The 24,812-nt window shown below is 70.3% G+C and carries 13 protein-coding genes; 2 read left to right on the forward strand and 11 right to left on the reverse strand.

The window, feature by feature from the left end; all coding sequences use genetic code 11:
- Nucleotides 1-16 precede the first annotated feature (16 nt).
- The 10 genes from JK361_RS03720 to ngcE form a co-directional block, all read right to left on the reverse strand.
- Nucleotides 17-1,465: an ArnT family glycosyltransferase gene (locus JK361_RS03720; RefSeq protein WP_201814143.1), complete on the reverse strand. Its 1,449-nt coding sequence runs from the start codon at nucleotides 1,463-1,465 to the stop codon at nucleotides 17-19.
- A 72-nt stretch (nucleotides 1,466-1,537) separates the two neighbouring features.
- A complete protein-coding gene (locus JK361_RS03725; protein ID WP_201814257.1) occupies nucleotides 1,538-3,061 on the reverse strand; it encodes an amino acid permease in 1,524 nt (507 codons plus the stop codon).
- A gap of 203 nt (nucleotides 3,062-3,264) precedes the next feature.
- Nucleotides 3,265-5,193 carry a 1-deoxy-D-xylulose-5-phosphate synthase gene (dxs, locus tag JK361_RS03730; RefSeq protein WP_201814144.1) on the reverse strand — a complete coding sequence of 643 codons (1,929 nt, stop codon included), beginning with the start codon at nucleotides 5,191-5,193 and terminating at the stop codon, nucleotides 3,265-3,267.
- Between the two features lie 220 nt (nucleotides 5,194-5,413).
- Nucleotides 5,414-6,724, reverse strand: coding sequence for a sugar ABC transporter permease (locus JK361_RS03735; RefSeq protein ID WP_201814145.1), 1,311 nt, complete (start codon nucleotides 6,722-6,724; stop codon nucleotides 5,414-5,416).
- Nucleotides 6,721-7,521, reverse strand: a complete 801-nt coding sequence (locus tag JK361_RS03740) for an ATP-binding cassette domain-containing protein (protein WP_201814146.1) — start codon at nucleotides 7,519-7,521, stop codon at nucleotides 6,721-6,723. Before JK361_RS03740 ends, JK361_RS03735 begins: the two co-directional genes overlap by 4 nt.
- Before the next feature lie 210 nt (nucleotides 7,522-7,731).
- Entirely contained in the window at nucleotides 7,732-8,838 is a 1,107-nt protein-coding gene (locus JK361_RS03745) for a sugar ABC transporter substrate-binding protein (protein ID WP_201814258.1), read from the reverse strand.
- Nucleotides 8,839-8,971: 133 nt separating this feature from the next.
- The gene (locus JK361_RS03750) at nucleotides 8,972-10,171 is read right to left on the reverse strand and encodes an ROK family transcriptional regulator (RefSeq protein WP_201814147.1); all 1,200 of its coding nucleotides are present in this window, start codon (nucleotides 10,169-10,171) and stop codon (nucleotides 8,972-8,974) included.
- 186 nt (nucleotides 10,172-10,357) lie between these two features.
- Complete coding sequence (locus tag JK361_RS03755) at nucleotides 10,358-11,281, reverse strand: carbohydrate ABC transporter permease (RefSeq protein WP_201814148.1); 924 nt, start codon at nucleotides 11,279-11,281, stop codon at nucleotides 10,358-10,360.
- A gap of 15 nt (nucleotides 11,282-11,296) precedes the next feature.
- Nucleotides 11,297-12,232 carry a carbohydrate ABC transporter permease gene (locus JK361_RS03760; protein ID WP_201814149.1) on the reverse strand — a complete coding sequence of 312 codons (936 nt, stop codon included), beginning with the start codon at nucleotides 12,230-12,232 and terminating at the stop codon, nucleotides 11,297-11,299.
- Between the two features lie 120 nt (nucleotides 12,233-12,352).
- Entirely contained in the window at nucleotides 12,353-13,795 is a 1,443-nt protein-coding gene (ngcE, locus tag JK361_RS03765; RefSeq protein WP_201814150.1) for an N-acetylglucosamine/diacetylchitobiose ABC transporter substrate-binding protein, read from the reverse strand.
- Nucleotides 13,796-14,137: 342 nt separating this feature from the next.
- On the opposite strand from ngcE, the gene JK361_RS03770 reads away from it, so the two are divergent.
- A complete protein-coding gene (locus tag JK361_RS03770) occupies nucleotides 14,138-17,941 on the forward strand; it encodes a GH92 family glycosyl hydrolase (protein WP_236052342.1) in 3,804 nt (1,267 codons plus the stop codon).
- 182 nt (nucleotides 17,942-18,123) lie between these two features.
- Here the strand turns inward: JK361_RS03770 and JK361_RS03775 are convergent, their stop codons facing one another.
- Nucleotides 18,124-21,393, reverse strand: a complete 3,270-nt coding sequence (locus JK361_RS03775; protein ID WP_201814151.1) for a GH92 family glycosyl hydrolase — start codon at nucleotides 21,391-21,393, stop codon at nucleotides 18,124-18,126.
- A 663-nt stretch (nucleotides 21,394-22,056) separates the two neighbouring features.
- Between JK361_RS03775 and JK361_RS03780 the strand changes: the two genes are divergently transcribed.
- Nucleotides 22,057-24,750: a SpoIIE family protein phosphatase gene (locus JK361_RS03780; RefSeq protein ID WP_201814152.1), complete on the forward strand. Its 2,694-nt coding sequence runs from the start codon at nucleotides 22,057-22,059 to the stop codon at nucleotides 24,748-24,750.
- The last annotated feature ends 62 nt before the right edge of the window (nucleotides 24,751-24,812 follow it).

The following is a 24,812-nucleotide window of genomic DNA, read 5'->3' on the forward strand; positions in this document are numbered from 1 at the left end:
GGCTGAGCCGCGACCGCTACGCGCCCCGGACCCGGGCGTACAGCACCGCGCCGTCCACCCGGCCCACCTCCTCGTAGCCCGCCGTGAGCAGGCGGCGCAGCGTGGGCAGGCGGTCGGGGCCGTACGGCTTGCCCCGGGAGTCGTCGACGACCAGGGCGGGCGCGTTCACGGTCATCTCCCGGCGGAAGACCGGCCAGGTGCCCGCGACGGCGTACTTCTCGCCGACCCGGGGGCCGTCCCGGCCGCCGCTGTAGTTGGTGAGCAGCCCCGCGGTGAGGTAGCGGGTGGCGGGGGTGCGGCCGGCCAGCCAGTACGTCTCCGGGTGTATGCCCCACACGAGGACCCGCTCGGCGGGCGCCGTGCGGTACGCGAGGGCCGCCGCCAGCCGCTCGGCGTGCGCGAGTTCGGGGCGCGGGGCGAGCAGGCCCCAGCCGACGAAGAGGGCGCAGGAGCAGACCGAGGTGAGGACGGCCGCCTTGAGCCGCTCCCCGGGCAGGACGTGCAGCGCGGCGGTGGCCAGCAGGGCGAGCGGCGGGATGAGTTGCAGGTAGTAGTGGCCGAAGAAGTGACAGCCGAGGGCCACGGCGGCGGAGGAGGAGGCCAGCCAAAGCCACAGCTCGGGTGCTCCGGTACGGGCGCCGCGCAGGGCCCGGGCGACGGGCGGGAGCAGCCCCGCCGAAGCCGCCGCCAGGATCGCGGTGTTGGTCGACGCGCGGACCAGGACGTGCAGTTCGGAGCCGGTGACGGAGGCGTACGCACCGGAGCCGGTCACCGTCCAGAACAGGAATCCGGCCGGATCCGTCGCCAGGGCCACGCCGAGCACGGGTACGGCGAACCCGGCCGCGAGACGCGGCAGGCCCGTGCGGCGGCCGCCCTGCCGGTGCAGCAGCCAGGCCACCGGCAGCAGCACCGCTCCCCCGGTCTGCTTGGTCAGGAAGGCGGCGGCGACGGCGGCCCCGGCCGCGCCCCAGCGCCCGCGGTCGGCGCACCACAGGGCGGCGGCCGTGCCGGGCAGCATGAACACCTCGAAGGTGGCGGCCTGTGCGTCCTCGGGGTTGAGCCCGATGGAGACCAGCAGGTACAGCACCCCGGCGGTGCGGCCGGCCCGGTCGCCCCAGCGGCGGCGGGCCACGGAGGCCAGCAGTGCGGCGGTGACCAGCTGGGCGAGGACGGCGAGCACCCGCAGCGGGGTCAGGGAGCCGTCGCCGCAGAGCGCGAACGCGGCCTGGTACAGCCAGGGCAGCAGCGGCGGCTTGCGGTCCACCACCGTGTCGTACAGCTGCCCGCCCTGGGCGAGCAGCCGTGCCTGCACGGCGAGGAAGCCCTCGTCCGGATTCCACAGCGGCCGGACGAAGGAGGGGATGCGGGTGAGGCAGGCCAGGGCCGCCAGGAGGGGTGTGAGCCGCGCCCAGTACGCCGTCCGCGTGACCGCGGTCCGTGCGGGGGCGAGCGGGGCGGCGAGCATGCTCAGCACGCTATCCGGCCCTGCCGTCCCAGCCGAAGCGGGACATACGGGGCCGGGGCGGAAGTCTGCGGATTACTGGGCGGTTCCGTGCGGCGGGTGCGTGACCTCGTCGACCGTGGTCTCCTCGTGCCGGCCCAGGCGGCTGTGCGAGCGGCCGTAGAAGAAGTAGACGAAGAAGCCGACGACCATCCAGACGGCGAACCGGAGCCATGTCTCGGCCGGCAGGTTGAGCATCAGCCACAGCGAGGCGCACGCGGACAGGATCGGGACGAACGGGACCCACGGGGTGCGGAAGGCGCGGTGCAGGTCCGGGCGGCGCCGGCGCAGGATGATGACGCTGAGGGCGACGACGATGAACGCGAACAGCGTGCCGATGTTCACCAGTTCGGCCAGTTCGCTCAGGCTGGTGAAGCCGGCGACGATCGCGATGATGACACCGAGCAGGATGGTCGACCGGTACGGGGTGCGGAACCGCGGGTGGGTGTGCGAGAAGAACCGGGGCAGCAGCCCGTCGCGGCTCATGGCGAAGAAGACCCGGGACTGGCCGAGCAGCAGGATCATGCACACCGTGGTCAGACCGATGGCGGCCCCGAAGCTGATCAGACCCGCGTACCACGGGTGCCCCGTGGCCTTGAACGCGTCGGCCAGCGGCGCCTCGATGGACAGCGCGCTGTACTTCTGCATGCCGGTCACGACGATCGAGACGGCGACGTACAGGGTGGTGCAGATGATCAGGGAGCCCAGGATGCCGCGCGGGACGTCGCGCTGCGGGTTGCGGGTCTCCTCGGCGGCGGTGGCGACGACGTCGAAGCCGATGAACGCGAAGAAGACCACGGAGGCCGCCGTGAAGATGCCCATGACGCCGAAGTCGGAGGGCGCCCAGCCGAACATCAGCTGGATCAGGGGGGCCTTGAGGTTCCCGCCCGCCTCCGCGGCCTGCGCCTTCGGGATGAACGGCTTGTAGTTGCCGCCGTGGACGAAGAAGGCCCCGGCGATGATCACGACGAGGACCACGGCCACCTTGATCGCGACGACCACGGAGGTGACCCGCGCGGAGAGCTTCATGCCGACGACGAGGATGGCGGTGAGCACCAGGACGAGGGCCGAGGCGAGGATGTCGAAGCCGAAGCCCGTGGCGCCGTCCCTGCCGGAGAGGGCCTCGGGCAGACTCCAGCCCGCGTTGTCGAGCAGCGAGTGGATGTAGCCGGACCAGCCGACCGCGACCACCGCCGTGCCGAGCGCCAGTTCGAGGACCAGGTCCCAGCCGATGATCCAGGCGGGGAGTTCGCCGAGCGACGCGTAGGAGAAGGTGTACGCGGAACCCGCCACGGGGACCGTGGAGGCGAACTCGGCGTAGCAGAGGGCGGCGAGCGCGCAGACGACACCGGCCACGACGAAGGAGAGGGAGACGGCGGGGCCGGCGGTGTTCTTGGCCGCCGTGCCGGTGAGTACGAAGATGCCCGTGCCGATGATCACACCGACGCCGAAGACGGTCAGGTCCAGGGCGGTCAGCGATTTCTTGAGCGAGTGCTCGGGTTCCTCCGTGTCCAGGATGGACTGCTCGACGTTCTTCGTCCGGAACAGCGCGTTGCTCACGTACCTGCCTCCCACGCTTGTCGTCCTCGACATGATCGAGAGGGTCGGGGAGCGTGTTCCCCGGCAAAGGCAGGTTCACGCAAACGGGCCGGTTCCGCCACCGGAGGGGCAGCGGAACCGGCCCGTGCGGGCTCTTCCAGGGTCTTTCGTCCGGATCGGGCCGGCCCAGCCAGCCGCGTCACCAACCTCTCCGAACAGCACACCTAGTCGCGTGCGGGCTCCACGGAGTCCACGGTGCCGGCCGCGCCGTCGTACCGGCCGTCGATTTTGGCGACCAGACCGGTGACCTGGCGGGCGATGTCCGGCGCGGTCAGCCCGATCTCGGCGAGGACCTCGGCGCGGGAGGCGTGGTCGAGGAAGCGCGGCGGGATGCCGAAGTCGCGCAGCGGTACGTCCACGCCCGCGTCCCGCAGGGCCTGGGCGACCGCGGAGCCGACGCCGCCGACGCGGCTGTTGTCCTCGACGGTGACGACGACCCGGTGCCGCTCGGCCAACGGGGCCATGGCCTCGTCGACGGGCTTGACCCAGCGCGGGTCGACCACCGTGGTGGAGATGCCCTGCCTCTCGAGCAGCTCGGCGATCTCCAGGCACATCGGGGCGAGGGCGCCCACGGAGACCAGGAGCACGTCCGGGCGGTCGGTGCCGGGCTCGCGCAGCACGTCCATGCCGCCGACCCGGCCCACGGCGGGTACCGCGGGGCCGACGGCGCCCTTGGAGAAGCGGACCACGGTCGGCGCGTCCTCGACGGCGACGGCCTCGCGCAGCTGCGCCCGCACCTGGTCGGCGTCGCGCGGCGCGGCGAGCCGGAGCCCGGGCACGACCTGGAGGATCGACATGTCCCACATGCCGTTGTGCGAGGCTCCGTCGGTGCCGGTGACGCCGGCCCGGTCCAGCACGAAGGTCACGCCGCACTTGTGCAGGGCCACGTCCATGAGGACCTGGTCGAAGGCGCGGTTGAGGAAGGTGGCGTAGACGGCGAAGACCGGGTGCAGGCCGCCGTACGAGAGGCCCGCCGCGGAGACGGCGCCGTGCTGCTCGGCGATGCCGACGTCGTACACGCGTTCGGGGAAGCGCTTGGCGAACTTGTCCAGGCCGACCGGCTGGAGCATGGCCGCGGTGATCGCGACGATGTCCGCGCGCTCCTCGCCGAGCCTGACCATCTCCTCGCCGAAGACGGAGGTCCAGTCGGCGCCGGAGGAGGCGATCGGCAGCCCGGTGTCCGGGTGGATCTTGCCGACGGCGTGGAACCGGTCGGCCTCGTCCTGGAGGGCGGGCTGGTAGCCGCGGCCCTTCTCGGTCAGGCAGTGCACGATGACCGGCCCGCCGAACCGCTTGGCGCGGGCCAGCGCCGACTCCAGCGCCTCGATGTCGTGGCCGTCGATCGGGCCGACGTACTTCAGGCCGAGGTCCTCGAACATGCCCTGCGGGGCGATGAAGTCCTTCAGCCCCTTCTTGGCGCCGTGCAGGGTCTCGTACAGCGGCCTGCCGACGACCGGGGTGCGGTCGAGGATGTCCTTCGTCCGGGCGAGGAAGCGCTCGTAGCCGTCGGTCGTGCGCAGGGTCGCCAGGTGGTTGGCGAGGCCGCCGATGGTCGGGGCGTAGGAGCGCTCGTTGTCGTTGACGACGATGACGAGCGGGCGGTCCTTGGCCTCGGCGATGTTGTTCAGCGCCTCCCAGGCCATGCCGCCGGTCAGGGCCCCGTCGCCGATCACGGCGACGACGTGGCTGTCCCGCTCGCGCAGCTGGTTGGCCTTGGCGATGCCGTCGGCCCAGCCGAGCACGGTCGAGGCGTGGCTGTTCTCGATGACGTCGTGGTCGGACTCGCTCTGCGCGGGGTAGCCGGACAGGCCGCCCTTCATCTTCAGCTTCGAGAAGTCCTGCCGGCCGGTGAGCAGCTTGTGCACGTAGGACTGGTGGCCGGTGTCCCACAGGACCTTGTCCTTCGGGGACTCGAAGACCCGGTGCAGGGCGATGGTCAGCTCCACCACACCGAGGTTGGGACCCAGGTGCCCGCCGGTCTTGGAGACCTCCTGGACGAGGAAGGTGCGGATCTCCTCCGCCAGCTGGTCCAGCTCCTCCAGGCTGAGCCGGTCCAGATCGCGCGGTCCCCTGATGCGGGTCAGCAGCGGCACCCGTGCCTCCTTGCAGTAGAGCTGATCGAGCTGTTGCCGGGCCAGTCGAGTCTAATGTTCCCCGCTTGGCGCCCGGTGTACGGGTGCGGGACACGACGGCGCCCGGCGCCTGAAAGGCACCGGGCACGATGTCCTGCCCGAGGGGGGCGGGGAACCGCGCGACGAGCCGCCACGGACCCGTACGCGCAGGTCGGTCCCCCGACCCCTCGGTGACCGGGCGCTACGCGCGCCCGGCCGTCTTCTGCGTCTTGCGGGTGACGGAGTCGATGACCACGGTGGTCAGCAGAACCGCCGCGGTGATCATGTACTTCACCGGCTCCGCGATGGACTCCAGCTGGAGACCGTACTGGATGGACACGATCACGAGCACACCCAGCAGCGCGTTCCACGTGCGGCCACGCCCGCCGAACAGCGACGTGCCACCGATCACGGCCGCGGCGATCGCGTTCATCAGCAGGTCACCGGTACCGGCGCTCTGGTTGGCCGAGGCGATCTTGGAGGCCAGGAACAGACCGCCGATCGCCGCGAAGCCACCGGAGATCGCGAAGACGGAGATCCGCACCGCCGTGACGTTGATGCCCGCACGCCGGGAGGCCTCCACGCTGCCACCGAGCGCGAACACCTTGCGGCCGTACGTCGTGCGCCGCAGGACGAAGTCCGAGCCGACCAGGAAGACCAGGAAGACCACCGTGGCCAGCGGCAGACCCTTGTACTGGTTGTACATGTAGGCCGCGGCGAAGGAGACCACGGCCAGCAGGGCCGTGCGCAGGACCGTGTCGCTGAGCGGCCGGGACGGGACGCCCGCGGCCTCCCGGCGCCGGTTGCCGAGGTAGGAGCTGACGAAGAACAGGGCGACCACCACGACGGCCAGGCCGTAGGCGGCGGCCACGTCGGTGAACGTGTACGTGGTCAGCTGGCCGATCAGACCGTCGCTGTCGAGGTTGATCGTGCCGTCCTCGCCCAGCACCTTGAGCATGAAGCCGAGCCAGAAGAGCAGGCCGGCCAGGGTGACGGCGAAGGCGGGGGCGCCGAGCACCGCGAAGAAGAAGCCGTGCAGGGCACCGATGGCGGCACCGGCCGCGATGGCGACGAGCACGGCGACCCACTCGGGCCAGCCCTGGTTGACCGTGAGGACGGCGGCCAGGGCGCTGGCCGCGCCGCTGACCGAGCCGACCGACAGGTCGATCTCGCCGAGCAGCAGCACGAAGACGATGCCCACGGAGATCATGCCCGTGCCGACCATCGTGACCGTGATGTTGCTGATGTTCTGCGCCGAGAGGAACTCGGAGTTCAGGACCTGGAAGATGATGCAGATGACCGCGAGGCCCAGGATGACCGGGAGGGACCCCAGCTCACCGGCCTTCATCTTGCGCTTGAACTCGTGCCAGTAGCCGAGCAGGCCCTCTTCCTGCACCAGCAGGCGCGGGTCGACGGCGGTCACCGCGGCGGCCGCGGCCTCGGGGTTCTCGACCGCGTGCTCGCCTTGCGAGGACGACTTGCCGAGGTTCGCGGAGGTCTTGTCGATGCTCACTTGGAAACCTCCCCGTTGGTGCCGGAGGTACGGGCCGCACGGCGGGTGACGGCATTGTCGGTGGCGCCGGTGATGGCGGAGATGATCTCCTCCTGCGAGGTCGACTTGACCTCGAAGACGCCGTTGTTGCGGCCGAGGCGCAGAACGGCGACCTTGTCGGCCACCGCCTTCACGTCCGCCATGTTGTGGCTGATGAGGATGACGGCGTGGCCGCGCTCGCGCAGGCGCTCCACGAGGTCGAGCACCTGTGCGGTCTGCTCGACACCGAGGGCGGCGGTGGGCTCGTCGAGGATCACCAGCTTGGGGTCGCCGAGCATGGAACGGGCGATGGCCACGGTCTGGCGCTGACCGCCGGAGAGCGAGGCGATCGGGATGCGGACGCTCGGGATGCGGATCGAGAGCGTGGTGAGCAGCTCGCGCGAGCGGCGCTCCATCTCGACCTCGTCCAGGACGCCCCACTTCCTCAGCTCACGGCCGAGGAACAGGTTGCCGACGACATCGATGTTGTCGCACAGCGCGAGGTCCTGGTAGACCGTCGCGATGCCCAGCGCCTGGGCGTCGTGCGGCCTGCTGATCGAGACGGCCTTGCCATTCCACTCGATGGCGCCCTCGTCGATGGGATGCACGCCGGCGATCGTCTTGACCAGCGTGGACTTTCCGGCGCCGTTGTCGCCGACCAGGGCGACCACCTCACCGGCGTGGATCTCGAGCTCTACGTCGGTGAGCGCCTGAACGGCACCGAACCGCTTGGAGACCCCGCGCAACGCCAGCACGGGCGTAGCGGACACGTGAACCATCTCCTTCGCCGCCTGACCCGGCGGGAGGTTGTGCAGAAATCTGGGTGGGCGGGTTGGGGAAACCCGGGGGAGTTCCGTCCGGCGCCCCGCGCCGAGCTTGCGGGGCTGTCTGTTGCGCCGGGGCGCCGGAGGACCTGGGGGCGGCCGGTCGTCTTCACCGCGGGCGTTCACGGGGGGAACGCCCGCGGGCGGGAAGGGACCGGGTACCGCTTACTTGTTGAGGCCGAGCTTCTCGCAGGCGGCCTTGTACTTGCCGGCGCAGATCTCGTCCGCGGTGTAGACGCCGTCCTTGATGACGGTGTCCTTGATGTTGTCCTGGGTCAGCGAGGTGACCGGCACCAGCACCGAGGGGACGTCCTTCTGGGAACCGCTGGAGACCTTGTCCTTGGCGACGGAGTCCAGCGGCTTGCCCTGGGCGAGCGCGACGGCCATCTCGGCGGCGGCCTCGGCCTCGGGGGCGTACGGCTTGTAGACGCTCATGTACTGGTCACCGGAGACGATGCGCTGCACACCGGCCAGCTCGGCGTCCTGGCCGGTCACCGGGACCTTCACGCCGGCGGCCTTGAGGGCGGTGATGATACCGCCGGCCATGCCGTCGTTGGCGGAGTAGACGCCCGCGATGTCCTTCTTGCCGACCGAGGAGATCGCCGCCTCCATCTCGGAGTTGGCGTTGTCCGGCGACCACTCCTTGGTGTCGTACTCCTTGGCGATCGTGACCTTGCCGTCGAGGACGGAGTGCGCGCCGTCCTTGAACTGCTTGGCGTTCGGGTCGGTGACCGAGCCGTTGATCATGACGATCTTGGAGGACTTGGTGGCCTTGGCGCCCAGCGCCTTCAGCAGGGCCTCGCCCTGGGTCTTGCCGACCTGGGTGTTGTCGAACGAGGTGTAGGCGCTGATCGGGCCCTCGGCGAGACGGTCGTAGGCGACGACCTTGATGCCGGCGTCCACGGCCTTCTTGACGGAGTTCTGGATGGCCTTGGCGTCCACCGCGTCCACGATCAGGACGTCCACCTTGTTGGTGATCATGGTGTCGACCTGCTGCGCCTGCAGGTTCGCGTCCTGGCGGGCGTTGTTGTACTCGACCTTGGCCTTGCCGTTCGTCAGCTCGCTGATCTTCTTCTCGATCAGCGGCTTGTCGAACTTCTCGTACCGCGCGGTCTTGTTCTCCGGAAGGAGCAGACCGACCGTGATGTCGTCGCCCTTCTTGGCCGACGCGGAGGAAGAGTCATCGCTGCCCTTCGACTCCTTGGCACTGCCACAGGCGGCCAGCGAGACGGCCATCGCACCCGCGGCTACGGCAACGGCGGCACGACGCATACGTGCGTTCACTTCACAAACCTCCCTGACGAGGCCGCGTCGTTGCGGCCGAGGTGGCTGGAAGTCAACTCGGCCACACGTGCGACGTCAAGAAGTAAATCCTTAACGAGATGGCAACGGTGCCATCCGTTCTCTAAGTGAAGGCAGGGGCCGCCGCCGGCACTGCCCCCTCCAAAAGGGTTGAATCGCCCATCTCGCTGAGGGCGAGGGCGAGCGCTCCGAGCACCTCCGCGCGGCCGCCAAGGGCCCCCGGGAGAACGGACAGTTGGCGCGCGGCGCTGGGGATGGCGTAGCGGCCGACGGACTCCCTGATCGGCCCGAGCACCAGCTCACCGGCCTCGGCGAGATCACCGCCGAGGACGACCCGGCTCGGGTTCAGCAGATTGCAGAGATTGGCCACTCCACTGCCGATGTGGCGGCCGACGTCGGCGATCACCCGACGACAGCCCGGGTCACCGTCCCTGGCCAGCCGTACGACGCCTTCCATCGTCAGATCGGGGCCGTGACCGGGCTGGAGCAGCGGGAGCACGTAACGCGCCGCCGCGAAGGTCTCCAGGCAGCCGCGGTTCCCGCAACGACAGACCGGACCGGATTCATCGAGTGTAATATGTCCGATTTCTCCGGCTGTGCCACCCGGGCCGCGATAGATCTTCCCGTCGATCACCAGACCGGCGCCGACACCGCTCGCGACCTTGATGTACGCAAGGTCGCGCACGCCCTTGCCGCTGCCCCAGACCAGCTCGCCGAGGGCGCCGAGGTTGGCGTCGTTGTCCACGTGCACGGGCACGCCGAGCCGCTCGCGCAGCTCCTCGGCGGGCTTGGTGCCGCCCCAGCCGGGCAGGATCGCGGTGGATCCGAGGGTCCCGGACTCGACATCGATGGGGCCCGGCACGCCGAGGCCGACGCCGGCCACCTTGGTCCGGTCCACGCCGGTCGCCGCGATCAGCCGGTTCACCAGCTGCTCGGCCCGGTCGAAGCCCTGGTCGGCGGAGGCGTCCACATCCAGCGGCTCGGCCTCCTCGGCCAGCACCTGGTGGGCCAGGTTCCCGATCGCGACGCGCAGATGGGTGTGCCCGAAGTCGACTCCGATCACGATGCCGGCGTCCCCGCTCAGGCTGACGCTGCGGGCCCGCCGCCCGCCCGCCGACGTGGGCGTGACCTCGACGGTTCCCCCGTCCTTCAGCTCCCGCACGATATTGGAGACGGTCGCGGCGGACAGACCGGTCGTCCGCGCGATCTCCGCCTGCGTGAGGGACCCGGCCAGGCGTACGGCCCGGACGACACGCTCCAGGTTGGCTCGGTGCAGTGACGACTGCGACCCTGGAGTCTCCACGACGACCTCCTGAGCGCGGGGCCGCTTCAGTGAGGCCCCGTGTATGTCCAACTAGTGAACTCTAAGCTGAGCCGTTCGGGGCGACATACGTCAAGAGGTTGAACCGTTTCCGGGACCCGCGACACACGTGCGCACGCCGCCCCGGAGCCCGGGAACGGCGTGCGCACGGGCGCTCGCCAAGCGCGGTTACTTCAGCGTGGCCGAGGTCAGGCCCGCCTGCACCTGGCGCTGGAAGGACAGGTACACGACCAGCATCGGGATCATGGCGATGGTCACGCCCGCGAAGAGAACGGGCAGGTCAGAGGCGTATCCTTGCTGCTGTTGCAGCTGGATCAGGCCCTGGGTGAGGACGTATCGCTCGGGGTCGGAGCCGCTCTGCGGCTGCATCAGGACCGTGGGCAGAATGAACTGGTTCCACTGGCCCAGCGTGTTGAAGATCCCCACGCTGATCAGTCCGGGCTTCGCCATCGGCAGCATCACCTGGAAGAAGGTCCGGGTGTGCGAGGCGCCGTCCAGGACGGCCGCCTCGAAGACCGCCGTGGGCAGGGTCCGGAAGAAGGCGTGCATGAAGAACACGGTGAACGGCATCGAGTAGGCGATGTAGACCAGGACCAGCCCCTGGTAGGTGTTCAGCATGTCCAGCCGTTTGACCATGAAGAACAGCGGGACCAGGGCCAGGAACACCGGGAACATCGCGCCGGCCACGAAGAAGTAGTACAGCAGCCGGTTGCCCCAGAACCGGTACCGGGCCAGCACGTAGGCGGCCATCGACCCGAACAGCATGGTCAGCGGTACGGAGAACACCAGGACGATCAGGGTGTTCAGGAAGTAGTCGCCGATGCCCTTGTCCCAGGCGCGGGAGAAGACGTCGAGTGTCCAGTGCTCCGGCCAGCCGAAGGCCGAGCCGCCGATCTGGGCGTCGGTCTTGAAGGAGCTGAGCACCAGCCACAGCAGCGGCAGCACGATCAGCAGGGCCCACAGGGCGAGGAAGCCGTGGGAGAAGACGTTCAGGACCATGCCCTCGCTGCGGCGGTCGCCCGGGCGGACGGGCACCTTGGTCACCGGCCGGCCGGCCGGGACGGGGGTGGTCTCTTTGGTGGGTGCGCTCATCGTCGTCACTCCCGCTCAGAACTCGATGCGCTCGCGGCGGGTGGCGCGGAGCGTGACCACGGACAGGATCAGCGTGAGCAGCAACATGACCACGCCCATGGCGCAGGCATAGCCGCTCTTGCCGTAGTAGAGGAAGTTCCGCATCATCACCGTCGACATCACGTCGCTGTGGTGATCGGGGCCGCCGCCGTACGCGCCCATGTTCTGGGTCATCGAGGAGACCAGTACGAACATGTCCATGGCGACGATGCCGAGGTAGACCCAGGCGGTCTGCACGCTGTCCCACAGCAGCGGCAGGGTGATGCGGAGGAAGGACTGGGTGCGGCCGGCCCCGTCGATCAGGGCGGCCTCGTAGATGTCCCGCGGGACGGACTGCATGGCCGCCGAGAACAGCACCAGGTAGAAGCCGACGCCGTGCCAGACCACGACCAGCATCAGCGCCCACAGCACCATGCTGGGCTCGTTGAGCCACTCCACGGGGCTGTCGGCGTCGACCAGCCCGATCTTGATCAGGAAGCCGTTGAGCAGGCCGCCGCCGTCACTGCGGTACACCGCGTTGAACAGCACGGCGAGGATCGCCAGCGACAGCACCTGCGGGAAGAAGTAGACGATCTTGTAGAACTTCGACCCGGCGACCCCCTGCACCCCGCCGGCCCGGCTGCGCCCGCCCACGTTCAGCATGAAGGCGAAGAACAGGGCGAGCAGAATCGTGATCACCGGGATGAAGACCAGGAACAGGATGTTGTGCCAGATGGCCTTCAGGAAGACGTCGTCCTGGAACAACGCCCTGTAGTTGTCCAGACCGACGAAGTCGAAGGTCTGCGACTGCCCCTTCCAGTCGGTCAGTGAATAGCCGAACGTCTGGATGTACGGCCAGATCACGAAGATCACATAAAGCGCCACGGGAACGAAGAGAAACCCCGCGACGAACCGGTACTGCCCTTTGCGCATACCTGCCCCTGATATTCCGGTCGGTGCGGGCGCCCCGAAAGGGGCGCGGGGAACCGCGCGACCGGCCACAACGGACCGGTACCCGCCGTCACACCCGCACCCCTGCGGCGTCCCGGCCGACTAGTCCCGGTGGTTCTTCTTCGACGCGGGGTCCTTGGCCTGCTTGTCCACCGCCGCCTGACACCTCTTCAGCCACTCCTTCGGCTGAATGCGCTTGGCCATCAGCTCGTTGGACGCGGCCTCGATGGCGGTCCCCATCTCGCTGTACCACTCGGTGTACAGGTAGCGGAAGGTGTTGTCGCCGGCCGCCTTGGACGCCTCGACCGTGGACTGGGTGCCGGGACGCAGCTGGACGCCCGGGTCGACACCGTCCTTGAGGATGGTGAGCGAGTTGGCCTGCTTGGCGAAGAGCGTCGACCACTCCTTGGAGAGCATGCGCCGCATGAACTCCTTGGCCGCGGGGAGGTTGCCCGCCTTCGCCGGGATGATGAAGGGCTCGCCCGAGCCGGCCCGGATCGCCTCGAACGGCAGCTTGCTGCCGGACAGCACCGGCATGGGCAGGAACTTCATGTCGAAGTCCGTCGGCGTCTGCTTGAGCTGCTCGTTCTCCAGCCAGGAGCCGCAGGTGATGAACGCGGCCTTGTACTGGTTCCAGCGGGTCTGCGACTCGGTGTGGGTCAGGCCGTTCGTGCCGGGCATCAGATAGCCCTTCTCGACGACCTCGTAGACGGCCTCGACGGCGGCCTGCGCCGCGTCCGAGCCGACGAACGCCTTGGGGTCCAGGTTGTCGATGGCCTTCATCGCGTCCAGACCGCCCTTCTTGGCGATCAGGTCCATGATGGCGACGTTGATGTAGTACGGGTACTTGCCCTGGTGGGCCAGGCCGCCGATGCCCTGCGACTTGGCGTCCTTGCAGACGGCGAGGAAGTCGTCCCAGGTCTTGGGCTCCTCCCAGCCCTTCTCCTTGAAGAGCTTGCCGGAGTACCACAGACCCCAGACGGTGTAGATGTAGTTCAGCGCGACGACCTTGCCCTCCTGCATGCCCGGGTCGAGCGTGCCGGGGATCAGGGTGTCCCGGACCTTCTTCGCGGGGTCGTCGACGGAGGGCGCGTCGAGCACCTCGGCGAGGTCCAGCAGCTGGCCGTTCTTGTACAGGACGTCGACCTTGATCTGCTGCGCGCCGGAGTCGTCCACGATGTCCGGCGGGTTGCCCGCGTTGAAGCGCGGCTGCAGCTTGCCGGTGATCTCCTGGGTGCCGGTGTGGGTCGAGGTGATGCCGAGCTTCTTGCCGAAGTCGGCCTCCCACGCCTTGGCGTAGTCGTCGCCGTAGCCGCCCTTGAAGACGACCACGTCGAGCTTGCTGCCCTTCTTGGCACCGAAGGGGTTGTCCTTGGAGGTCTTCCCCTTGGTGTCACCCCCGTCCGAGTTGCCGCTGTCGCCGCCGCTCGCGCAGGCGGACATCAGCCCCATCCCCGGGACGGCGACCAAACCCAGCGCCGCCGAGCGCTTGATCAGATCACGACGTCCGACACCTTCGGCACCGTGGTGCGCAGTGGATCCCATGCTCAAGTCCTCGCCTTCTCCAGGACTCAGGCGGTGAACCGGATCCTCCCCGGCACCGCGGTCGGGTAGTGCAGGGTCGTGCTGGAAACGCCGACAGGTATAGTCCACTTCCGGTGGACGGAGCAAGATCGAATGCAAGGTTCACCACGGGTCTTTTCCGAGTTGAGACCTCGCGGAAATATGAGGCACCGCCGAGCGGCCTTCCGGAAAAAGTCGCGACATAACTCCCTGAATGCCGCAGCCAACACCCTTGACATCACGGACCACTTGACCACCTACTGGTTCCTGCGCCCCGTAGTTGACAACGTTGTCCGGAGGGGGCGCAGGAGGGGAAATCCGTAGATGCAGCGGAGAACTCGGCACAGATGGGGTCCGGCGGCCGTCCTCGCGGCCGCCTTTGTCATGGCCGTCGGCGCGCAGGGCGCGGCGGTCGCCCTGCCGGCCAAGGCTCCGGCGCCCGACCGGGAGTTCGCATCCTCGTTCGAGGCGGGCGAACCGGCGCCGGACTGGCTGAACACCGTCGACACCGGCCCGGACGGCGGCAGACGCGCCTCGGGAGTCGACGGCGGCCACAGCACCGGCATTCCGGGCAATGTGACCGACCATGTCACCGAAGTCCGGGCGAGCGCCGAGAACCCCGGCGCCGGCGAGGTCAAGGAGAACCTCGTCGACGGCGAGCCCGGTACCAAGTGGCTGGCCTTCGAGCCCACCGGCTGGGTGGAGTTCGACCTGGACAAGCCCCTGAAGATAACGACCTACGCGCTCACCTCGGCCAACGACTTCGACGAGCGCGACCCCAGGGACTGGACCCTCCAGGGCTCCACCGACGGCAAGGACTGGAAGACGGTCGACACCCGCGCGGGCGAGAACTTCTCCGAGCGCTTCCAGACCAAGTCGTACGACCTCACCGAACCGGCCGAGTACCGGCACTTCCGGCTGGAGGTCACGAAGAACAACGGCGCACCCGGCATCATGCAGCTCGCCGATGTGCAGTTCTCCACCGGGGGCGGCGGCGGGCCGGTGCCGCAGGACATGCTGACCCTGGTCGACAAGGGACCGAGCGGCTCCCCGACCGCCAAGGCACGCGCCGGATTCACCGGGACGCGTGCGCTGCGCTACGCCGGCCGGCACACGGCGGACGGCCGTGCGTACTCGTACAACAAGGTCTTCGACGTGAACGTGCGGGTCGGCCGCGACACCGGGCTGTCGTACCGCGTCTTCCCGTCGATGGCCGACGGTGACCGCGACTACGACGCCTCCTACGTCTCCGTCGACCTGGCGTTCACCGACGGCAGCCTGCTGAGCGACCTGGGCGCCCTGGACCAGCACGGCTTCCCGCTCACCCCGCGCGGGCAGGGCGAGTCGAAGGCGCTGTACGTCAACCAGTGGAACAACGTGGCCGCGCGGATCGGCTCGGTGGCCGCCGGGAAGACGGTCGACCGGATCCTGGTGGCGTACGACTCCCCCGACGGCCCGGCGAAGTTCCGCGGCTGGCTCGACGACGTCTCCCTGAAGCCGGTGGCCCCCGAGAAGCCGAAGGCACACCTGTCGGACTACGCGCTGACCACCCGCGGCACCAACTCCAGCGGCAGCTTCTCGCGCGGCAACGACTTCCCGGCGACCGCCCTGCCGCACGGCTTCAACTTCTGGACGCCGGTGACCAACGCGTCCTCGCTGAGCTGGCTGTACGAATACGCACGTGCGAACAACGCGGACAACCTGCCCACCATCCAGGCGTTCAGTGCGAGCCACGAGCCCAGCCCGTGGATGGGCGACCGGCAGACCTTCCAGCTGATGCCGTCGGCCGCGTCCGGCACCCCGGACACCGCCCGTGAGGCACGGGAGCTGCCCTTCCGGCACGAGAACGAGACCGCGCGGCCCTATTACTACGGGGTGCGGTTCGAGAACGGCCTCAGGGCCGAGATGACCCCGACCGACCACGCGGCCATGCTGCGCTTCACCTACCCGGGCGACGACGCGAGCGTGCTGTTCGACAACGTCACCGAGCAGGCCGGTCTGACGCTCGACAAGGAGCACGGGACCGTCACCGGCTACTCGGACGTGAAGTCGGGCCTGTCCACGGGCGCGACCCGGCTGTTCGTCTACGGCGAGTTCGACAAGCCCGTGACGGACGGCGGATCGAGCGGGGTGAAGGGCTTCCTGCGCTTCGACGCGGGCGCCGACCACACCGTCGGCCTGCGCCTCGCGACCTCGCTCATCAGCGTCGACCAGGCGAAGGACAACCTGCGCCAGGAGATCCCGGACGGCGCCTCGTTCGACGGCGTCAAGGCGCACGCCCGGCAGATGTGGGACAGGCTGCTCGGCAAGGTCGAGGTGGAGGGCGCGACGCCGGACCAGCTGACCACGCTGTACTCCGGCCTGTACCGGCTGTACCTGTACCCCAACTCCGGCTTCGAGAAGGCCGGCGGCAAGGACCGGTACGCCTCGCCGTTCTCCCCCATGCCCGGCCCCGACACCCCGACCCACACCGGCGCGAAGATCGTCGACGGCAAGGTGTACGTCAACAACGGCTTCTGGGACACCTACCGGACCACATGGCCGGCGTACTCGTTCCTGACCCCGTCCCAGGCCGGTGAGATGGTCGACGGGTTCGTGCAGCAGTACAAGGACGGCGGCTGGACCTCCCGCTGGTCCTCCCCCGGCTACGCCGACCTGATGACCGGCACCTCCTCCGACGTGGCGTTCGCCGACGCGTACGTCAAGGGCGTGGGGTTCGACGCGAAGGCGGCGTACGACGCGGCCGTGAAGAACGCGACCGTCGTCCCGCCGGCGTCGGGCGTGGGCCGCAAGGGCATGACCACCTCGCCGTTCCTCGGCTACACCGCCACCGACACCCACGAGGGCCTGTCGTGGGCGATGGAGGGCTACGTCAACGACTACGGCATCGCGAAGATGGGCCAGGCCCTCTTCAGGAAGACGGGCGAGAAGCGTTACCGGGAGGAGTCGGAGTACTTCCTGAACCGGGCGCAGGACTACGTGAAGCTGTTCGACTCCAAGGCCGGATTCTTCCAGGGCCGGGACGCCAAGGGCGGCTGGCGCGTGGACTCAGCGAAGTACGACCCGCGGGTGTGGGGCTACGACTACACGGAGACCAACGGCTGGGGCTACGCCTTCACCGCCCCGCAGGACAGCCGGGGCCTGGCCAACCTGTACGGCGGCCGGCAGGGCCTCGCCGACAAGCTCGACGAGTACTTCGCCACCCCGGAGACGGCCTCCCCGGACTACGTGGGCTCCTACGGCGGTGTCATCCACGAGATGACCGAGGCCAGGGACGTCCGGATGGGCATGTACGGCCACTCCAACCAGGTCGCGCACCACGTCATCTACATGTACGACGCGGCCGGCCAGCCCTGGAAGGCGCAGGCGTACGTGCGGGAGGCGCTCTCCCGGCTCTACACCGGCAGCGAGATCGGGCAGGGGTACCACGGTGACGAGGACAACGGCGAGCAGTCGGCCTGGTACCTCTTCTCCTCGCTCGGCTTCTACCCGCTGGTCATGGGCAGCGGCGAGTACTCCATCGGCTCCCCGCTGTTCAAGAAGGTTACCGTGCACCTGGAGAACGGCCGGGATCTGGTGGTGCGGGCGCCGCGGAACAGCGCGAAGAACGTCTACGTCCAGGGCGTGATGTTCAACGGGCGTCCGTGGACGTCGACTTCGCTGCCGCACTCGCTGCTGTCCAAGGGCGGCGTGCTGGACTTCTTCATGGGCTCCAAGCCGTCGGCCTGGGGGACGGGCGAGCACGCGGCGCCGGTCTCCATCACCCAGGACGACCGGGTTCCGGCGCCCCGCGCGGACGTCCTGAAGGGTGCGGGCGCGCTCTTCGACGACACCTCCGCCACGAGCGCGACGGTCACCTCGGCCGATCTGCCGGCCGAGGGCGCCGTGAAGCCCGTCCAGTACACCCTGACCTCGGGGGCCGATCACACCCGGGCGCCGACCGGCTGGACTCTCCAGGGCTCCGACGACGGCACGGCCTGGCACACCCTGGACCACCGCTCCGGCGAGTCGTTCGCATGGGACCGCCAGACCCGTGCCTTCACCGTCGCCGCTGCGGGGACCTACTCGAAGTACCGGCTGGTCCTGGACGGCGAGTCGACCCTTGCGGAGGTGGAACTGCTGGCCTGACCACCGGGTCGGACGCGCCGGCGCATCCGACCGGTCGACGCCGAGGCGGCCCGCACCCGGATTCCGGGTGCGGGCCGCTCAGCCGTGCGGGCCACTCTGGTGCGCGGGCCACTCTGGTGCGCGGGCCGCTCTGATGTGCGGGCCGCTTCGCCGTGCGCGGGCCGCTTCGCCGTGCGTGGGTTTCAGCCGGTGGCGATGGTGAAGACGTGCAGGTCCGCGTTCCGCGGGAGGGTGACGCTCGTGATCCGCTTGCCGGCCGGGGCCCGGTACGGCTGCGTGGCGAAGACGTACGTCGCCACCGGGTCCTTGTCCGCGCCGGCGACATTGCGGTACGCGGTCTCGGCGACGACCTCGTTGCCGTACTGGACGGTGCCGCCGCCTCCGCCGACGGTCCAGTCGGTGAAGGACAGGTCGGCGGTGCCGGTGGTGCCGTCGGTGTAGGTGACGGTCGCCCTGGCCTGCTGGTTGCCGTTGACCGCGCTGCCGATGAACGACAGCGCCGAGGCGTCGCCGGTCAGCCGGACGGTCTGGCCGGCCGCGGTGGCGTTGTCGGGGCGGCCGGCCGGTGAGCCGGGCCAGGTGAAGGCCAGGCCGTCGGCCGTGGTCCGCGCGCCCGGGGTGAGGCCGGCCGCCGCGAGGGCCTGCCGGGAGTAGCTCCAGCCGCCGCCGTCGTAGTCGGCCTCGTCGTGGTCGCCGTCGTCGTCGGAGACACCCGTGTTGTCGTAGGCGGCGAGCAGGGTGCCCGGCGCGGCCACGGTGAGCGAAACCGGCTGCCGGTACGAGGAGTCGCCCGAGGTCACCGTGACCCGGACGTCGGCGAAGCCCTGCTCGGCGTCCCGCGCCGCCGTGAGCGTGATCTCCTGGGCGCCGTCGGTGACGGTGCCCTCGGCGGGGGTGGCCGTCACCCCGGCCGGGGTCTCCACCCGGAAGCGCACCTCGGGCCCCGAACCGCCGGTCAGCGACAGCGCGCGGACATCGATCGTCGTGCTGTCACCGGGGGCGAGGGTGGCCGTGGTGGGCCCGACGCCGATCTGGTACGGCTGCTCGCCCTCCCGGAAGGACGGCGGCGGGCTGTCCGCGCCCCAGTCCCGGTCCGGGGTGGTGGCGAGGGTGTAGTCGAGCCGTCCGCCGTCCCGGACGAAGGACGCGGGCAGCCAGGGGCGGTCGCTGCCGCGGCCGTTCACCTTCAGGGACCGGACGTACGGGGCGTCGGCCGCCGCCCCGGTGGCCCGGACGGAGATGTCGTTGCCGTGCGGCCGGTCGATCTCGATGCGTTCGAACAGCGGGGAGGCCAGCACCAGTTCGGCCCGGGACGGCACCTGCGGGTACATGCCGAGGGCGGAGAAGACGTACCAGGCGGACATCGCGCCGAGGTCGTCGTTGCCCGGGATGCCGCCGGGCTCGGTGGTCCACAGCTGCCGCATCGCCGCGCGGACGGTCTCCTGCGCCTTGTAGGGGGCGCCCGCATAGTCGTACAGGTACGGCACGTTGATCGACGGCTCGTTGTCCAGCTCGGACTTGGTGCCGCCGCTGCCCGTGAAGGCCCAGCCGCCGTCGGCGTCGTGGAAGAAGGCGTCCAGCCGGGCGAGCGCCTGGTCCCGGCCGCCCATCGCCGCGAAGAGCCCCGCGGGGTTGTGCGGGACCATCCAGGTGTACTGGGCTGCCGTGCCCTCGACGAAGCCGTTGCCGGTGGCCGGGGTGAAGCCGGTGACCCAGCTGCCGTCGGCCTTGCGGTTGGCCATGTATCCGCCGCCGGGGTCGGCCGCGATGTCGAAGTTGTTCTGCCACCACTGGGCGCGGCGGGCGAACGCGACCGCCGTGTCCTTCCTCCCGGCCGCGCGGGCGAGCCGGGAGAGCGCGAAGTCCGCGGTGGACATCTCCAGGGTCTCGGCGGCCCCGCCCCAGGCGTTGGAGACGGACGGCATGTAGTGCTGCCGCAGGTACTTGTCGAGGGAGGGCCGCTGGCCGGCCGACAGCACCGGCTTGCCCGCCGGGGACAGGTCCTGCGGGGTGGGGACGGTCGCCGCCCGCACGAGGGAGTCCAGCGCGCCGTCGAGGTCGAAGTCCGTGCCGCCGAAGGCGTGGATGCCGGCCAGGGCGGTCGGCGAGGGATCGCCGTTCATGACGTGGGTGCCGCCCGCCCCGTGCAGCCAGCGGTCCCAGACGCCCCCGTTCTGCCGCGCGAGTTCGTACAGCGACTGCGCGATGTCCGAGCCCGTGCGCGGGTCGAGCAGCGTCAGCAGTTGCACCTGATCCCGGTAGACGTCCCAGCCGGAGAACGTGCCGTACTGGGCACGGTGGCCCCTGCCGACGGTGTGCACCTCGCCGTCGGCGCCGCGGTACCTGCGGTCGGCGTCGCTGATGACGTTCGGATGGAGCAGGGCGTGGTAGAGCGCGGTGTAGAAGGTGGTGCGCTCGGCGTCGGTGCCGCCACCGACCCGGACGGCTCCCAGGCGCTCCCGCCAGGCACGGCGGGCCGCGTCCCGGACCGCGTCGAAGGACCGCCCCGGCGGGTTCTCGGCGGCCAGGTTGGCCTCGGCGGCCTCGCGGCTGACGTAGGAGATGCCGACCTTGACGTTCACCGGTCCTTCGCCGGGGGCGAACTCCACGTAGCCGCCGGCCCCCTTCCCGGCGACCGGGCGCCCGCCGTGCGAGAAGCCGCCGGTGCCGCCGGACGCCTGCCGGGATCCGGGTTCCAGGGTGTCGTCGTGCCAGGTGCCGGCGGACTTGAAGGCCCGGTCGAAGCGGGCGGTGAAGTAGAGGGTGTAGTAGGCGCGTCGTCCCTCGGGGTCGAGGTAGCCGCAGAAGTTCCCGGAGGTGACCGAGCCGGAGATCGTCCGGGTGTCCGGGTCGATGGTGACGGCCGAGTCCTGCGAGCCCACCTCGGAGTTGGCGGTGCGTACGAGCAGGGAGGCGGGCTTGTCCGCCGGGTAGGTGAAGCGGGCCGAGCCGGTGCGGGCGGTGGCGGTGAGGTCGGCGGTGACGCCGGAGGCCAGGCCGACCTTGTAGTGGCCGGGTTCGGCGGTCTCGTCGGCGTGGCCGAAGCCGGACGCGTAGACGGCGTCCTTGGTGTCGCTCGCCGGGGAGGAGGTGACCTCGCCGGCGTACGGGAAGAACGGGATGTCCCCGCTGCCGCCCGCGCAGCCGGTGCCGGACATGTGGGTGAGGCTGAAGCCGCGGATGCGGGTGGCGTCGTACTGGTAGCCGCCCGGGGCGGCGGTTCTCGTCGCGTCGCCGCGGGTGTTCTCGGGGCTCCAGGAGAGCATGCCGAACGGCACGACGGCGCCCGGGAAGACGTCGCCGCCGTTCCTGGTGCCGATCAGCGGGTCGACGTACGCGGTGGGGTCCTTGACGAGGCCGGGGGGAGCACCGGCCGCCGCGAGGGCGGGGGTTGCGGTGCCGCCGGTCGCGAGGAGCGCGGCCAGCAGCAGGGACGTGGGTCGGAAACGCATGACGCGGCCCTTCCTCCGAACGGACGGGTCGCGCACCACAGGTCGCACAAGCCGCAGGGACAGTAGCGTGCGCCACCGGTACCACGGAAGACCGCGTACACCTCGGCAGGCACACCCGGGATTTCACCCGGCCGGGCGAGTCAAGTGGGTTGACATCGTTGTCTGTTGAGGGGGTAGAGTCATGCCTGGACCATATGACAACGATGTCGCGCGGCCTCGGCCGTCGCACAAGCCACGCAGTTCCAGGCCATCCCCTCCGGGCAGGTACCTCCCACCCCCCTCGCCTGCCCGGCTCGCGGACCCGGTTGCACTCGCGGCCGGGTCCGCCAGAGCGCCTCGATCGAACCGGCGGGGCAGGCTGGTGGCGCCGTCGCCCCGCCACCCTGCCACCCGTTCGGCGGCGCGTGATCGACGGCGGGGAACAGCCGGCCCTCCATGGCCCCGGGTGAGCCGTTCGGCCGTCTCGCAGCGGTTTTCCGGGACGCAGGGCCGACGCTGCGGGAGCGCTCCCAGTCATCCTTGCCGGTGGGCCGTCGGCAAGCCCGGCAGCCGCTGTCGCCCCTCCGCGGACGACGGCCGGGCAGGGTCGATGGGCGAGCGTGCGATGTCCACCTCGTGGACGCACCATAGCCACCCGGAAAACACGAGTGCTACAAATACCGCATGTCGGACGCATCTGCCCGATTCAGACGTCTCGCTTGGCGCACTGTGATCGGCAAGAGCCCCCGGAGCGTCGCCGGGCAGGTTTTCCTGCTCCAGGTGGCCCTGGTGGCGCTGCTCGTGCTCTGCGCCGTCCTCGCTCTCTTCCTCCAGTCGAAGCGGGACACCACCGCCGAGGCCAGGCACCGGTCCATCGCCGTCGCGCAGACCTTCGCCAACGCTCCGGGCGTGGTCCAGGCGCTGAACCTCCCCCACCCCTCCAAGGTTCTCCAGCCGCTGACCGAGGCGGGCCGCAAGGCCGCGGGCGTCGACTTCATCGTCGTCATGGACACCCACGGCATCCGCTACACCCACCCGATGCCCAGCCGGATCGGCAAGCGGTTCGTGGGCAACATCGAGCCGTCGCTGGCCGGGAAGGTCTACACGGAGAGCGTCCACGGTCCGCTGGGCCACGAGGTGCAGGCCACCGTGCCCATCGACGACTCCCGGGGCAAGGTGGTCGCGCTCGTCTCCGCCGGGCTGAAGGTCCAGCGCGTCACCAGCGCCCTGGACCGGCAGCTGCCCATCATCCTGGCCGCCGGGGGCGGCGCGCTCGTGGTGGCGACCGGTGGTACGGCCCTGGTGGGCAGGAGGCTGCGCCGGCAGACCCACAGCCTCGCTCCGGACGAGATGTCCCGCATGTACGAGCATCACGACACGGTGCTGCACTCGGTGCGGGAGGGCGTGCTCATCGTCGACGCCGACGGCCGGCTGCTGCTCGCCAACGACGAGGCCAGGCGCCTGCTGGAGCTGCCCACCGACATCGAGGGACGCCAGGTGCGGGAGCTGCCGGGGCTCGACCCCGCGACGGTGGAGCTGCTCAGCTCAGGGCGCGAGGCCAGCGACGAGGTGCACTTCGCCATGGGACGTCTGCTGGCGGTCAACCAGCGGCCCACCGACCGCGCGGGATGCCCCGGCGGAAGCGTCGTCACGCTCCGCGACTCCACCGAACTCCAGGCCGTGTCCGGGCGGGCCGAGGCCGCCCGGGAGCGGCTGGAGCTGCTGTACGACGCGGGTCTGTGCATCGGCAGCACCCTGGACGTGGTCCGCACGGCCGACGAGCTGGCCCAGGTCGCCGTCCCCCGCTTCGCCGACTTCGTCACCGTCGACCTGGCCGACGCCGTACTGCACGGGGAGGAACCCGCTCCGACGGCGACGGACATGCGGCGGGTCGCCGTGAGCGGCATCCGGGACGACCATCCCCTCTACGAGCAGGGCCGGCTGATCGACTTCCTGCCCTCCACCCCGCAGGCGCGCGGCTACGACGCGGGGCACGCCGAACTCGTGCCGGAGCTGGCGACGGCAGAGGGCTGGCACGCGCAGGACCCGAAGCGGACCCGGCAGATCGTGGACTACGGCATCCACTCGCTGATCACCGCTCCGATCCGGGCGCGCGGTGTCGTGCTGGGCATGGCCCACTTCTGGCGTGCGAAACAGGAGCCCTTCGACGCGGAGGAGCTGTCGCTGGCGGAGGAGCTGGTGGCCCGGGCCGCCGTCAGCATCGACAACGCCCGCCGGTACACCCGCGAGCACGCCCTGGCGGTCACCCTTCAGCGCAGTCTGCTGCCGCGGGCCCTGCCGGAGCAGAGCGCCCTCGACGTCGGCTACCGCTATCTGCCGGCGCAGTCGGGGGTGAGCGGGGACTGGTTCGACGTGATCCCGTTGCCGGGCGGCCGCGTGGCACTGGTCGTCGGTGACGTGGTCGGCCACGGTCTGCACGCCGCCGCGACGATGGGCCGGCTGCGGACCGCGGTGCACAACTTCTCCACCCTCGACCTGCCCCCCGACGAGCTGCTCCAGCACATGGACGACCTGGTCGGCCGCATCGACCACGACGAGGCCTGCCCGGACCGGCCCGGGGAGATCGTGGGCGCCACCTGTCTGTACGCGATCTACGACCCGGTGACGCGCCGCTGCGTCATGGCCCGGGCCGGGCATCTGGCGCCCGCCCTGGTCCACCCCGACGGCACCGTGACCTTCCCCGACGTGCCGGCCGGGCCGCCGCTGGGCCTGGGCGGCATGCCGTTCCAGACGGCCGAGCTGGAGCTGGCCGAGGGCAGCCAGCTCGTGCTGTACACCGACGGTCTCGTCGAGGACCGCGCACGGGACCTCGACGAGGGCCTGGAGCTGCTCCGCGGGGCGCTGGCGGGGCATCCCGGCCGGCCACCGGAGGAGAGCTGCCAGGCGGTGCTGGAGCAGCTGCTGCCCGACCGCCCCCGGGACGACGTCGCCCTGCTCGTCGCGCGCACCCGGGCGCTGCCGGCCGACCGGGTCGCCGACTGGGACGTGCCGTGCGACCCGGCGGCCGTGTCGGGGATGCGCGCCGCCGTCTCGGCCAAGCTGGACGAGTGGGGCCTGTCCGAGCTGGGCTTCGGGATGGAGCTGGTGCTGAGCGAGCTGATCACCAATGCCATCCGCTACGGCTCCGATCCGGTCCACGTGCGGCTGATCCACGACCGCACGCTGGTCTGCGAGGTGTCCGACGGCAGCAGTACCTCGCCGCATCTGCGGTACGCCGCGACGACCGATGAGGGAGGCCGGGGTCTGTTCCTGGTCTCCCAGCTGGCCGAGCGCTGGGGCACCCGGTACAGCCCGAACGGCAAGGTGATCTGGGCCGAACTGACCGTGCCGGACCTCGGCGCGTTGTTCGCCGAGTGAGCGGATCGGGCCGGGCCGGCGGGACCGGGCGGGGCGGCGGGCTGCGCGCCCGGCGGCCCCTG

The sequence above is a fragment of the Streptomyces musisoli genome, assembly GCF_016741855.1.
Classification (GTDB): domain Bacteria; phylum Actinomycetota; class Actinomycetes; order Streptomycetales; family Streptomycetaceae; genus Streptomyces; species Streptomyces musisoli.